This window comes from Priestia taiwanensis (assembly GCF_014638355.1).
GTDB classification, from domain to species: domain Bacteria; phylum Bacillota; class Bacilli; order Bacillales; family Bacillaceae_G; genus Priestia_D; species Priestia_D taiwanensis.
Genome location: NZ_BMFK01000002.1, coordinates 157,262 through 171,467, shown reverse-complemented (window position 1 = coordinate 171,467; position 14,206 = coordinate 157,262). Strand labels below are relative to the sequence as shown.

At 36.7% G+C, this 14,206-nt stretch carries 12 protein-coding genes and 1 other annotated feature (1 of these 13 only partly in view); of the genes, 9 read left to right on the top strand and 3 right to left on the bottom strand.

Annotated elements, in window-relative coordinates:
* Positions 1-54 (top strand) — a binding site (T-box leader) (it extends 171 nt beyond the left edge of the window).
* Positions 55-246: 192 nt separating this feature from the next.
* The 4 genes from nhaC to IEV41_RS13015 all read left to right on the top strand — a co-directional run bounded on the left by nhaC (position 247) and on the right by IEV41_RS13015 (position 5,782).
* Positions 247-1,605 (top strand): Na+/H+ antiporter NhaC, encoded by a 1,359-nt coding sequence (nhaC, locus tag IEV41_RS13030; RefSeq protein ID WP_188389271.1) that lies wholly within the window; start codon positions 247-249, stop codon positions 1,603-1,605.
* Positions 1,606-2,200: 595 nt separating this feature from the next.
* Positions 2,201-2,608: a DUF350 domain-containing protein gene (locus IEV41_RS13025; protein ID WP_188388944.1), complete on the top strand. Its 408-nt coding sequence runs from the start codon at positions 2,201-2,203 to the stop codon at positions 2,606-2,608.
* Between the two features lie 618 nt (positions 2,609-3,226).
* On the top strand, positions 3,227-4,588 hold the full coding sequence (locus IEV41_RS13020) for a glycosyltransferase family 2 protein (protein ID WP_229722238.1): 1,362 nt from the start codon (positions 3,227-3,229) through the stop codon (positions 4,586-4,588).
* A gap of 246 nt (positions 4,589-4,834) precedes the next feature.
* Positions 4,835-5,782 carry an alpha/beta hydrolase gene (locus tag IEV41_RS13015; RefSeq protein WP_188388943.1) on the top strand — a complete coding sequence of 316 codons (948 nt, stop codon included), beginning with the start codon at positions 4,835-4,837 and terminating at the stop codon, positions 5,780-5,782.
* A 474-nt stretch (positions 5,783-6,256) separates the two neighbouring features.
* Here the strand turns inward: IEV41_RS13015 and IEV41_RS13010 are convergent, their stop codons facing one another.
* Positions 6,257-6,712 (bottom strand): hypothetical protein, encoded by a 456-nt coding sequence (locus IEV41_RS13010; RefSeq protein WP_188388942.1) that lies wholly within the window; start codon positions 6,710-6,712, stop codon positions 6,257-6,259.
* Positions 6,713-6,805: 93 nt separating this feature from the next.
* Positions 6,806-8,071, bottom strand: coding sequence for a replication-associated recombination protein A (locus IEV41_RS13005; RefSeq protein ID WP_188388941.1), 1,266 nt, complete (start codon positions 8,069-8,071; stop codon positions 6,806-6,808).
* Between the two features lie 274 nt (positions 8,072-8,345).
* Between IEV41_RS13005 and cymR the strand changes: the two genes are divergently transcribed.
* From cymR to IEV41_RS12985, 4 genes are all read left to right on the top strand, one after another.
* Positions 8,346-8,762 carry a cysteine metabolism transcriptional regulator CymR gene (gene cymR, locus IEV41_RS13000; RefSeq protein WP_188388940.1) on the top strand — a complete coding sequence of 139 codons (417 nt, stop codon included), beginning with the start codon at positions 8,346-8,348 and terminating at the stop codon, positions 8,760-8,762.
* Positions 8,763-8,797: 35 nt separating this feature from the next.
* Positions 8,798-9,940, top strand: a complete 1,143-nt coding sequence (locus IEV41_RS12995) for a cysteine desulfurase family protein (protein WP_188388939.1) — start codon at positions 8,798-8,800, stop codon at positions 9,938-9,940.
* 11 nt (positions 9,941-9,951) lie between these two features.
* Positions 9,952-11,070 carry a tRNA 2-thiouridine(34) synthase MnmA gene (gene mnmA / locus IEV41_RS12990; protein WP_188388938.1) on the top strand — a complete coding sequence of 373 codons (1,119 nt, stop codon included), beginning with the start codon at positions 9,952-9,954 and terminating at the stop codon, positions 11,068-11,070.
* 185 nt (positions 11,071-11,255) lie between these two features.
* Entirely contained in the window at positions 11,256-12,560 is a 1,305-nt protein-coding gene (locus tag IEV41_RS12985; protein WP_229722237.1) for a globin-coupled sensor protein, read from the top strand.
* A 42-nt stretch (positions 12,561-12,602) separates the two neighbouring features.
* On the opposite strand, the gene IEV41_RS12980 is transcribed toward IEV41_RS12985, so the two are convergent.
* Positions 12,603-13,280, bottom strand: a complete 678-nt coding sequence (locus IEV41_RS12980; protein WP_188388937.1) for a phosphatase PAP2 family protein — start codon at positions 13,278-13,280, stop codon at positions 12,603-12,605.
* A 247-nt stretch (positions 13,281-13,527) separates the two neighbouring features.
* Here IEV41_RS12980 and IEV41_RS12975 point away from each other — a divergent pair, with 247 nt between their 5' ends.
* Positions 13,528-14,184 (top strand): tetratricopeptide repeat protein, encoded by a 657-nt coding sequence (locus IEV41_RS12975; RefSeq protein WP_188388936.1) that lies wholly within the window; start codon positions 13,528-13,530, stop codon positions 14,182-14,184.
* Positions 14,185-14,206: the final 22 nt, after the last annotated feature.

Below are 14,206 nucleotides of genomic sequence, written 5' to 3'. Positions count from 1 at the left end.
CGTGCGAAGTGTGTCTATAATTAGGGTGGTACCGCGATTATTGTCGTCCCTGCTGAATAAAGCAGGGACGACTTTTTATTTTGACGAATGATACAGAGAAGAGATGAAAATGTATAAAAAGAGAGGGAATAAATAATGGTAAAGATATATCAAGATGCTGGGGGACTAGCGCGATATTGGCGTGATGAAGGAAACGTAAGGTAGATAAGTGGATCTAGAGGAGGAGAAAAAATGGAGAAGAAACATATTGCATCAAAAGTAGAATCGGTAGTATTACTTGTCTTTATTTTAGGAATGATTGGGTACTTTATTATTGGACTAAAAGCACCGCCACATATTCCGATTTTATTTGCATTTATGGTGACGTTAGGGTTTGGATTTGTTAAGCGTGTTTCATGGTCTGTAATGGATAAAGGAATGAGAGAGGGGATTTCCTCTGGTATTGTCCCGATTTTTATTTTTATTTTAATCGGTGTGCTAATTGGTGTTTGGGTAGCAAGTGGAACAATTCCAACGATGATTGTATATGGATTTGAATTTGTCTCGCGAGACTTTTTCTTAGTAACAGTATTTGTTGTCTGTGCTATTGTTGGAACAAGTATAGGTAGTGCGTTTACGACAGCAGCGACGGTTGGTATCGCATTTATTGGAATGGGCGGTGCATTAGGGTATGATTTAGCAATTGTAGCTGGAGCGATTATTTCAGGAGCTTTCTTTGGAGATAAGATGTCCCCGTTATCAGATACGACGAACCTTTCACCAGCAGTTGCTGGGGCAGATATGTTTGAACATATTAAAAATATGATGTGGACAACGATTCCAGCTTTCGTTATTTCGTTTATTTTATTCTTTATCGTTGGAATGAATGTATCGAGTGAAACGACGGTTGAATTGACCTTGTTCCAAGATACTCTACGTGAGTATTCAATTATTTCACCAATTACATTAATTGGACCGCTATTATTATTTGTTTTTGCATGGCGAAAAATCCCTGCTATTCCAACACTACTTGTAGGGATTTTATCAGGAGTAATCTTAATCTTTGTATTCCAGCCAGAAACGACAATGCAACAGCTAGTATCTATTATGCAAGATGGTGTTAAATCACAAACAGGTGTAGCTGATGTGGATGCACTGTTAACACGTGGTGGTATTCAAAGTATGATGTGGTCGGTATCCCTTATTCTCCTTTCGCTTGGAATGGGAGGTCTGTTGATTGAATTAGGAATTATTGCTCAACTTGTACATGCTATTTCAAGCTTAGTGAATACGACAGGGAAATTAGTTCTTTCAACAGCATGTACGGCAATGGGAATTAATTTCATATTAGGGGAGCAATACTTGTCGATTATTTTGACAGGAAAAGCATACGCAGAGAAGTTCCAAGAATTAGACTTACATCCGAAGAATCTGTCACGCGTATTAGAAGACGCTGGAACGGTAATAAATCCTCTTGTTCCGTGGGGAGTAAGTGGAGTGTTTCTAACTGCGACGTTAGGAGTTCCGACAATGGAATACTTGCCATTTGCATTCTTCTGCTTGTTATGTCCAGTTATCACAGTGATTTTAGGTTTCACTGGTATTGGAATTACAAAGACACGATGATAAAAGGGAACTTTTTTCGTCACTTTGTGTAACGATGAAAGTAAGATGAGCTTGAAAAACACCAGCGCAAAATAATTTGGGCTGGTGTTTTGTTATATATGTATGCTGAGCGAATGCGTACAGAAGAGATGGATAGAGAAGATAGGTGAGTGCTCAAGTGTTCATCACATAGACCAATGCGTGCGCTTATTTTTGATCTGTTGGTGTTATGTTTGTAGTGGGGGATTTAATGGTCATATTCTGTATCCTTCAACTTTTGTTTTTATTCGTGTACATAGTGGACGTATCAATGATACAATGCGTATTTGTAAGCGAGGTTGGCGTGTCACGGTAGAGTTTTCATGCACCTCTACCATATCTAAAAAGAAGATATATAGTTCGTGTATATGATTTGTAGAAGGTAGATAGCCTATAGAAATGAGAGATATTCTCTCGTTCTGTATGTATATTCATATAGGAAATGACATAACAATGAATGGACGAACGTGATAAAATCTAGATGGAAAATATAAAAACAGCAGGAAAAATTGAAAAGATTGCCAAATTGTTGTTTAATTAACTATAATGGTTATTTATAAGTAAGGGGAGAAGAAAAATGGAGTACATACAAAATTTCACTGACTTCGCGATTTATGTTTCTGTTGGCGGGATATTATTATTAATTGGAGCTATCTTATTCAGTTTGACAACTAAATTTTCAGAAGTGAAGCTTATTAACGAAGGAAATGTTGCGGTAGCTCTGAAGTTATATGGAAAAGTACTTGGGTTAGCAATCGTTATTTATAGTGCTTTTAGCAATAGTTTAGATGTGAAAGACGCCCTCATTTGGGGATGTATTGGAATCGTGACACAAATTGTTGTGTACGTAGTAATCGAGTATATTTTTACACCAAAGACAAACTTAGCAAAAAAGGTGGAAGAAGGAAATGTTGCAGTTGGCTTATCTTTATTTTCTATTTCAATTGCGGTAGGTCTCGTTATTGCAGGTAGCTTGACATATTAAGTTTTACAATTTGCAGGAAAAATAGTGATGCAAAAAGAAAAAGTATATTGTATAGTATGGAGAATAAGTTTGAATTTATAGCAAAATGATTTTAGTAATGTTTACCTCTATTAGGAAGAGGTAATAATGAAAAATGATGACAGATTCACATATGTAGATTATCCCGCCTAATGTTCAATGATTTCTTAAATATGAAGGTGGGTTTCTTACTGGGAAAAGGGATGAAAGGTCCATTACATCCCTTGTGGGAAAAAATACATAGAAGAATATGATTTATTGTATATGGACATTTTAAATAGTAAAGTATTATAATAACATGTTCACTAGTGGAGAAATTCGATGGCTTATCTTTTATTTTTACCTTGAAAAAGGAATTTATTATGCTATTATGTGATAATGGTCATTGACGAATAGATACACTTTCATGTAGAATTGCGTGGTAGTGTGTTTATCATCTAGAAAAGAAACGGTTTAGTAGATTAAAGAAGAATATGCACATGTAAGTACGACTTTTTAGAACGAGGGAAAAGAAGAATTGGCATAGTATGTGCATCATTTTCGAATGTTGTTTCACTTGTGTATATGATTTCAACTCAATTATTGGGGAGGAAATAAGAAATGAGGAAATTTTTTCTAGGATTGTTGGTAATATTAGCCGCCATTTTTGGTGTAACTTATATTATCTCAAACGATGTTACGTGGTCGTTTATTGTCCTCGGAAAAACATTATTAATGGCTGTTCAAGCGTTTATGTTATTCACGGCAATATATAATGGTGTCTTAGGATACGTAGGTTTACGTAAATGGAAAAAGACAGAATTAGTTAAACCAAAGAATCGCTTTGCGGTATTAGTTGCTGCTCATAATGAAGAAGCGGTAGTTGGTGGAATTGTTCGAAATTTAAAGAAACAAAATTATCCAAAAGAATTATACGATGTATATGTTATCTGTGATAACTGTACGGACAAAACAGCTGAAGTGGTTCGCCGCAATGGTGGAAATGCGATGGAGCGTTTTGACGATACATTACGTGGTAAAGGATTCGGATTAGAGTGGATGTTTGGGAAATTATGGGATATGGAGAAGTATGGTAAGGCATATGATGCAGTTGTTGTATTCGATGCGGATAACATGGCATCTCGAGATTTCTTAAATGTAATGAATGCGAAATTAGAAGATGGTTATGAGGTTGTACAAGGATACTTGGATTCTAAAAATCCAGCTGATACATGGGTAACTAAATCTTATGCTTTCGTATATTGGTCCACAAACCGTATGTATCAATTAGGACGTGATAACTTAGGTCTAAGTTCACAACTAGGTGGTACAGGATTAATGGTAACAACGAAAGTGCTAAAAGAAATTGGCTGGAGAGCAACATCTTTAACCGAGGATTTAGAGTTTACACAACGTTACATTTTAGAAACGGGCAAACGCGTGTCGTGGGCTCATGACGCTGTTACGTTTGATGAAAAGCCGCTTGGTTTAGTTGCAAGTATGCGTCAACGTGTTCGTTGGATGGCTGGTCATTTTGATTGTGCAATTCGTTATGCATGGCCATTAATTAAACAAGCTGTGCGTACGCGTAGTCTTGTTCCGTTCGATTCGGCAATGTACTTACTTGGTCCACTTAACTATGTATTAGTAGGCTTCTTTATGTTAATGACTGCAGTTACATTTTTAACAGCTGGAAGTGCCGAATCATTAAAAGAAGCGATTGTAAAGAGTTTTGATTCGATTCATCCGGTAATTTATGTTATCTTTATTGCAAGTAACTTATTATTACCAATTATTGCGATTTACTTAGAGAAGAAAATCAGCAAAATCCATTGGTTAGTTGTATCATTCATCTTCGGTCTAACATGGATTCCAGTAACGATCGTAGGACTGTTTAAACGTAAAAATACAGTATGGGCACATACGAAACATACTAGAAACGTTGACGAAAGTGAATTAGATAACGAATTAGAATGTGTGTAAGTAGAGAGGTTAGTGACAATCACTAGCCTTTTTCTTTCATTATTTTGTCTGTTTATGTATATTATAAGTTAATACTTTCATTATACCTTGTCTATACAGGTGATTGTTTTAGTATATCGTTAAATTATTGTTACGTTATGATGTCAGTATATTTTTTGGTTAAAAATTAGTACCAGGTTATATAATTTGATGTTATAATCAGTTTACATGATAAGCAAGGTGTTGTAAATAAAGGAGATGAAGAAGATGCAAATCCACCAAGAGCTACAGAAACCTATTAGGAAACGAAAATGGATACGTATTATTGTTAGTATATGTGTAATAGGACTGGTAGGAGTTGTGGGGGTAAGTTATTATATTGGCTCTTCACTCGTACATCCTGATAGAAAAGAAGTGAATATTTCACCGGCAGATGCTGGGATTCCATATGAAAGCATTTCTTTCAAAAATATAAACGATGATGTACAGCTAAGAGGTTGGTCAATGAAGACGAAACAGCCTAGTGATAAATGGGTTATTGTTTCTCACGGTTATGGTGGGAATCGAGCAATTTGGAAAGAAAAAACGTTAGAGTTCTATCAGTTTTTTTTAAATAATGGGATTAATGTTCTAACATTTGATTATCGAAATAGTGGAGAATCTGATGGAGATACGACAACGATTGGTGCAATGGAAAAGCATGATTTATTAAGTGCTATTCAGTATATTCGTGCGGAATATCCAAGCGCTGAGATTGGCTTATACGGAGTATCGCAAGGAGCAGCAACATCTTTACTAGCAGGTTCAGAAAGTGATGATATTGCATTTGTTATTGCAGATTCGAGTTTTCATGAGCTAGAAGATTATTTAGAGGAGAATCTTCCTCATTGGTCCGGATTACCGAGTTACCCGTTTACACCAATTATTCTTTCGATTGTGCCAAAGATGGTTGGGCATGAGATGGAGGATGTATCTCCAGTTCTTTCTATGCAGTATATTGATGTGCCAATTCTACTTCTTCATTCTAAAGGAGATACAGCGATACCCATTTCAAGTAGTCAACAAATGTATGAGCAATACAAAGACAGCAAGCAAATAAAGTTTATCGAGTATGAGAACCCAAAACATATTAAGTTATTCGAAGATGAACCAGACCGATATAAAGAAGATTTAGAAGCATTTTTAGAAGAAATTGAATTTATGCAGGGAACGTAGTTGCATAATAAATATAAGTGTGATATTATAATTAACTGTCCCGTCTTAATGGTGACGAAATGACAGAGAACCGCTCATTTCAACTAGATACATGAGAACCCAGAGTGAGTTATTCATATTGAGGGTTAAGTAATCCATGCTTATTTAACATGTAGCATACATTGAAAACGATCGGGTATGATACCAGCAACGTTGACAATGATGAGAAAGAGTGACGAATAATTCATTTTAGGATTAGAGGCACAAAGAAGGTAAAAGTGTTTATATACAATTGAGAATATATTACTAGTTGTTTTGTTGGTTCGATTCAAGCAACTGGCGCGGCCGGTGGAGCCGCAAGGATGAAAGAGAGGTAGGGCTTTCATCAGGAGAGCATATACGAAATATGCTTGTTATTTTATAACCATTTTATGCAAACCTACTGCTGATAAATAGAAAAGGTATTCAGTTTAAACTGAATACCTTTTTTTGTGCTTAGATGCTTTGTGGAAGGGAGTCCTCTACTTTTATTTCGCTTGTTTCCTCGTCATAAAATCCTATCATTGATTTCTTTAGTGCAGCGTGTATCTCTTGCATACATGTGTTATTTTTTTTGAAGATAGCGGCGAGTACAAAGATCCCAGCTCCAGCTAATGGAAGGACGAATATGCCGAATAACATAGAACCTAATCCTTTTGGTGTCATCTTGTATTGACCGAAAAACTTTACAGCCGTTTCATCGTCCGTTTGGGTAATCGTGAATTCGCCAACTAACTTCATATATCGCTTTGACTTGGTAATTGGCTTAATAAGTACTTTAAGGCTAGTTGCATCGCTTGATAATACGCTGCATGTTAGCTCTTTGCTTAACTCGGAAAGTAATTCTTCTTTCACTGATTCTACATTTAAATTGGCTTGCTTAATTGTTTTTGTCATTGAGCAATATGACATACGCGTTCCCCCTGTAGCTGTTAATCACACAACTATACATATAGATATGATAAGATTATTATACGGCATATGAAAGGATAAAAGTAAGGGTTTTCAGTTATTTTTTAACTTTTTGTAAATAGAGGCAAATAATTGCTCTGTTTTATTTGTTTCTTTCGGTTCATAATAGTGTTTTGATTTTAGGCGGTCAGGTAAGTATTGTTGTTTCACCCAGCCGTTTGGATAATCATGTGGATACAAATAACCAATACCACGTCCTAATTCTTCTGCTCCTCTGTAATGGGCATCCCGAATGTGCGAAGGGATATCCCCAAGACTGCCTTTTCTAATGTCGCTCAAGGCTTCATTAATTGCTTTGTATGCTGAGTTAGATTTGGGAGAAAGACACAGTTCGATGACGATATTAGCTAAAGGAATTCTGGCTTCTGGGAAACCGATTCGCTCTGCAACTTCAATGGCAGCCAAAGCTCGTGGACCTGCTTGTAAATTTGCTAGGCCTATATCCTCATATGCAATAACGAGTAGGCGCCTAGCGATGCTTGTTAAATCGCCTGCCTCAATAAGTCTAGCAAGGTAGTGCAAGGATGCATCTACATCGCTACCTCGAATAGACTTTTGGAAGGCAGATAGAACATCGTAGTGAGAATCACCATCTTTGTCGTGTGAAAAGCTTTTCTTCTGTAAGCATTCCTCGGCAATTGGTAATGTAATGATAATCTCTGCTTGTTCATTAATAGGTGTCGATAACATGGCAAGTTCCAATGCGTTGTAGGCAGAACGAATATCGCCGTTACAAGCTATTGAAAAATGGCTAAGAGCAGTATCTTCAACAATGATTTTTCCGTTTTCTAGTCTCTCTTCTTCTACAGTGATAGCACGTTTTAGACCTATCTCAATATCTTCTGGATCTAGGCTATGTAATTCGAATATTTGACAACGGCTACGTATCGCAGAGTTAATTGCGTGATATGGATTACTTGTCGTTGCACCGATAAGGGTAATAAGCCCGTTTTCTAAAAATGGGAGTAAATAGTCCTGTTTTGCTTTATCTAGTCTATGCACTTCATCAAGAATTAAGATTAGCTTTCTAGACATTTTGGCTTCTGCAACAACAATTTCCATGTCCTTCTTGTTATTCATGACGGCATTTAACATACGGAAAGCAGTCCCTGTGCTTCCTGCTATTGCTCGTGCAATCGATGTTTTTCCGACACCTGGTGGCCCATACAAAATCATGGATTGTAAATGTTTTGCATCTACCATCCGTCGAATGATTTTTCCGTCGCCAACTAAATGTTCTTGTCCGATGACGTCGTGAATAGTGGTTGGGCGCATACGATAGGCGAGTGGTTGATTCATACGAATGGCTCCTAACTTTTTTCTTTTAGCTTACGAGAAATAAATAGAAGAAGCAACTACAAATCTTTTTACGGATAGATGGGGAAAAATCGAATGATATTCGGTTTTTCGTCTTATTATGGTATAATAATAAAGTTAAAGGTACGTTTTTTATGTAATGTTTCATCATAGAAAAGACATCTACCTATGGGTAGGTTCTTCTGTTGGATGTCTGTTTTAATTAGAACGGAGTATAGTGTGTACATATAAAATAAGTGATTTGAGGTGAAGAAAGATGAAAATTTCAACAAAAGGTAGATACGGATTAACAATTATGATTGAATTAGCGAAAAAGTACGGAGAAGGACCTGTTTCTCTAAAATCAATTGCACAAGGAAACAATTTGTCAGAGCATTATTTAGAACAAATTGTTTCACCACTGCGTAATGCACGATTAGTCAAGAGTATTCGTGGTGCATACGGAGGATATATGTTAGCTGATGAGCCTACGAATATTACAGCAGGTGATGTAATTCGAACATTGGAAGGGCCGATTAGCGTGGTTGAATTCTTAGATGAAGAAGAACCAGCGAAGCGAGAATTATGGCTACGTGTACGAGATGCGGTGAAAGAAGTGTTAGATAGTACAACATTAGAAGATTTAGCAAATCATTCAGAAGATCATGACCACGGTTATATGTTTTATATTTAATAAATGTGCTTAGACTGTGGGAAGGAGGTAATATTATGGAACGAATTTATGTTGATCATGCAGCAACAGCTCCTACTCACCCTGAAGTTGTAGAACGTATGATTCCTTATATGACAGAACTATTTGGTAATCCATCGAGTATTCATTCATTCGGTAGACAAGCACGTCATGTAATCGATGAAGCGAGAAAAGTATGTGCAGCTGGCATCGGAGCGAAACCGCAAGAAATTATTTTTACAAGTGGTGGTACTGAAGCGGATAACTTAGCTATTCAAGGTGTTGCTTTTGCAAATAAGGAATGTGGTAGGCATATTATTACAACGAAAATTGAGCACCATGCGGTTCTTCATACATGCAAAGAATTAGAGAAGGAAGGGTATTCAGTTACGTATCTTTCGGTGGATGAACAAGGATGCATTTCTCTTGATGAACTGAAGGATGCGTTACGTGATGATACGATTCTGGTAAGTGTGATGTTCGGTAATAATGAGGTTGGAACTGTTCAGCCGATTGAAGAAATCGGTAAACTGCTGAAAAACCACCAAGCGTATTTCCACACAGATGCTGTCCAAGCATTTGGTCTTGTCGATATAGATGTGAATGAGTTGGGAATTGATTTATTGGCAATGTCTAGTCACAAAATTAATGGTCCAAAAGGTGTGGGATTCTTATACGCACGTGAATCTGTACAGCTCTCACCACGCGTATTTGGTGGAGAGCAAGAACGAAAACGTCGTGCTGGAACGGAAAATGTTCCGAGTATAGTTGGATTAGCACATGCGATTTCGTTATCAGAGAGGGATCGTATACAAAAAATAGACCTTTACGATACGTATAAAAAAGTGTTACTATCGACATTTGAAAGAGAAAATATTGCATATTCTCTTAATGGTTCTAGTAATTCGTTACCGCATATTTTGAATATTAGCTTTGAAGGTATTTCGATTGAATCCTTCCTTGTTAACCTTGATTTAGCTGGTATCGCAGCTTCAAGTGGTTCGGCATGTACGGCAGGAACGATTGATCCATCACATGTACTTGTAGCTATGTTCGGAAAAGGATCGGAGAAGTTACAATCCTCTATTCGTTTTAGTTTTGGTTATGGTAATACAGTAGAGCAGATGGAACAGCTAGGACAAGAAATAGCAAAAATTATACACAGACTTACAAATAGATAGAGGTGATTTCCATGAACAACAAGCAACCACATGAAACGCGTGTTGTTGTTGGAATGTCGGGTGGAGTAGATTCATCTGTTGCGGCGTTATTATTAAAAGAACAAGGGTACGATGTAATCGGTATTTTCATGAAAAACTGGGATGATACAGATGAAAATGGCGTATGTACAGCGACGGAAGATTTTAATGATGTAATTGCAGTATGTAATCAAATTGGCATTCCGTATTATGCAGTAAACTTTGAGAAACAATATTGGGATAAAGTATTTACGTACTTCCTAGAGGAATATAAGGCGGGACGTACTCCTAATCCAGATGTAATGTGTAACAAGGAGATTAAGTTCAAAGCGTTCCTTGACCATGCATTGACACTTGGCGCAGATTATTTAGCGACAGGTCATTACGCAGGTGTGGAATACCGTGATGACGAGTATAAGATGCTTCGCGGTATCGATGATAACAAAGATCAGACGTATTTCTTAAATCAGTTGGGACAAGAGCAATTATCTAAAGTAATGTTCCCATTAGGACAATATACGAAGAAAGAAATTCGTGAAATTGCAGAACGCTCTGGTTTAGCAACAGCGAAGAAAAAAGACTCAACAGGTATTTGTTTCATTGGTGAGCGTAACTTCAAACAATTTTTAAGCAACTACTTACCAGCACAACCAGGTAAGATGCAAACGATGGATGGTGTTGTGAAAGGTAAGCATGACGGATTGATGTATTATACAATTGGTCAGCGTCACGGCTTAGGTATTGGTGGGAACGGCGATCCGTGGTTTGTTGTCGGCAAAGATTTAAAGAAGAATGTGTTATTTGTTGAACAAGGATTCCATAATGAGTTACTATACGGTGATGAAGTGTATGCAACGAAGATTAGTTGGACTTCTGATAAGCCGAAAGAAAAAACATTTTCATGCACAGCGAAATTCCGTTATCGTCAAGAAGATAATGCGGTAACTGTGCATATGCAAGAAGACGGTATAGCGCGTATCGTATGTGACGAGCCAATCCGTGCATTAACACCAGGACAAGCTGTTGTATTCTATGATGGAACAGATTGTTTAGGTGGGGGTACAATTGATGAAGTGTACCAAAATGGAGAGAAGAAAACATATTTAGGATAAAAGGCATGGACACCTCATTTTTGATGAGGTGTCTTTTTTATATAGGTCATAAGAATGATTGTAGGTATATTTTTGAAAAAAATGGTATAAAACTTTTCTTTTATGTATAATGATAATTGGTACTTTTTTGAAATACTAAATGACGATTGTAACAACTATTGGTTAGACGGAAGGGGTATACATCAATGTGGGGAAGACAAAAGGAAAAGCGGCAGGATAAAATCTTGGTGGGGATAGAAGAGAGTAAACGAATGGTCGGTATGGATTTATCAGCAAATCCGAATATAGAGAAACAAGTTCAGATGATCGGCCTAACACGTGAAGATCTAGCTATTATTCGCATATTTCAGCCATATGTACAAAAACATGTAGATGAAATAACAGAAACATTTTATCGGGAGTTAGAACATGAGCCTACATTAATGCAAATTATTGAGACATACAGTAGTATTGAAAAATTAAAGGGGACACTTTCTCGCCATGTGCAGGAAATGTTTGTTGGTATAATTGACGGAAAATTCATTCAGAAAAGAAGTGTCATTGCGCATGTACATGTAAAGATTGGTTTAGGGCGAACATGGTATATGTGTGCGCTTCAAAATTTATTAAAATCATTTATTATGCTTGTTAATCGTTATACATATTCAAAAGAAGAATATCATCAGTTAATCACAGCTATTACAAAATTGGTTAGCTTAGAGCAACAACTTGTATTAGAAGCATATGAGCAGGAGCAAGAAAGGCAACGGGAAGAAGAAGCGAGGAAGAAAGATTTCTTACGTCAACAAGTGAGTAAAAGTATAGATGAATTGGCGATAATTAGTGAAGAGGCAAGCTGTTCGTTACAAGAGATTTCGGCGCAAGCTACGGGGATGGTAGAATTAACAAAAGCAGGCTTAGTTATTGCTGAAACGACAGAAATGAAATCGAGTGAAGGCAATGACAAATTAAATTCTTTGCAACAAATGATGCACAAAACACAACGAAGTATGTCAAGTGTAGAAGTAGAGATGACAGATTTACGAGACACAGCGACGAAGATTAAGGAAATTGCGGTACTTGTGACCTCTATAGCTGAACAAACGAACTTATTAGCTCTTAATGCTGCAATTGAAGCAGCTCGTGCTGGTGAACAAGGAAAAGGTTTTGCTGTTGTAGCAGGTGAAGTAAGGAAGTTAGCTGAGAGTACAAAGAAGGCTGTACAAGAAGTATCTGGTTTAATTGATGGGATTAATCAACAAGTATATCGTATTGCGGACTCGATAACAGGTACGAATGAATTAGTTGGAAAAGGCGTAAGAGAAACCGATGAAACGAGTAATTTCTTTAATGAAATTCTTACGTCTATGCACCAGCTGAAAGAGCAAAATAATCATATTAATAAAGATTTAGCCAGACTAGGTGATGTCATTGGTGATTTCTATGAAGCAGTGGATCAAATCGCTACATCATCAGATCGTCTAGCCGAAGTGTCGAAGGATATATCATAAAAAAACGGATGGGGCTCTAGATTGAACCCCATCCGTTTTTTTTTATAATTCCATTTCTTTTTTTGTTAATCGTTTTGGTATGCGAACTCTTTGGTAAATGGCATGACGAGAAACCCAGCTGCGCCCAACTTGAGTAACAATTGTATATGTAATGCTAGCGAGTAGAATACCAAACACAGCATCTAATACTGCATGTTGTTTAATGAAAATGGTTGATAGAATAATGAACGTTCCAATCACATTAATACAACATGTTAAGAAGAAATGCTTTATATTACTATCATTCATTGCTTTCATCATTAAGTAAGTCGTAAATACGTGAATGCTCGGGAAGCAATTATATGGATTATCGCTTTGATAAATGTATTGGACCATTCTACTTAAGTAATCGGTTCCTATGACTTCGGGTCTAGGTGTAATTGTTTGAAAGAAATAGTAAATGACGAAGCATACCATCTGCCCGATGATAAAGCTAATAAGCGCTGTATAATAAGTTCCTCGTTCCTTAAAACAATAAAAAATAAAGCAAAGTAAAATATAAGGAAACCATATGACATACGGGATTACAAATATTTTGATAAATGGAATTAATGTATCTAAATCAGTCATCACGCTGTACACGCCACGATCTGCATTATTTAGCTTGTTATATACCATACCGAGTAATGGTAGGATTACTAACAAGCTAAGAGGAAGAATATTGTATACAAGTTTTTTCATACAAACCCCTTTCATACTGCAATGAAACAAAAATAATTTTACCATAAATTGTGTATAAAAGGTAATAAAATAAGCTTTGCTTCGCAGATGAATCCTACTACTATATATAATAGGAAAAGAAAGGTGGATACGATGTCATAATGTATCTCGTGTTATAATAGGAAATGAAATACTTTACATAAAGGGAAGTAGCTATGTGTCATGAATGACGCATGAATAAATAGAGAAAACGTAGAGGTGAACATAGATGGATAAAATGGAGCAAGGTATTCAACTATTACAGGAAGGCAAACTAGAAGAGGCTGCGAAATGTTTCTATGAAGAAATTGAGCGAAATCCGACGAATGAATTAGCATATGTTAACTTTGGGAATGTATTGCAAGCAGTTGGTGATACAGAGCGAGCAATTTCATTCTATAAAAAAGCAATTGAATTAAACGAATCGCTAGCTACCGCACATTACGCATTAGGAAATGTATACATAGATACAGAAAAGTATGAAGAAGCAAGATATTCGTTCGAACAAGCGTTACAGCATGGTTTACAAGAAAGTGACGTGTATTTCATGCTCGGTTTAACACACGTATACACAGGAAATGATTTATTAGCGCTACCACATCTTCAACGTGCAGTGGAATTAAATGAAGAAGATATTGAGGCATGGTTCCAATACGGATTAACGTTAGCAAGGTTGCAACATATGGAAGAGGCAACAAAGATATTTAAACGCGTAATAGAAAAAGACGCAGAGCATGCAGATGCTTACTATAATTTAGGGGTAGCACACGCATTGAAGGAAGAGTATGATGACGCACTTCGTATGTTTGAAAAAGCGATAGAGATTCAACCGGATCATTTATTAGCTGGTAACGGAATTCGAGTTGTACAAAGTGAGCGTAACTAGAAAGTATCTTTATTAGTGTAAG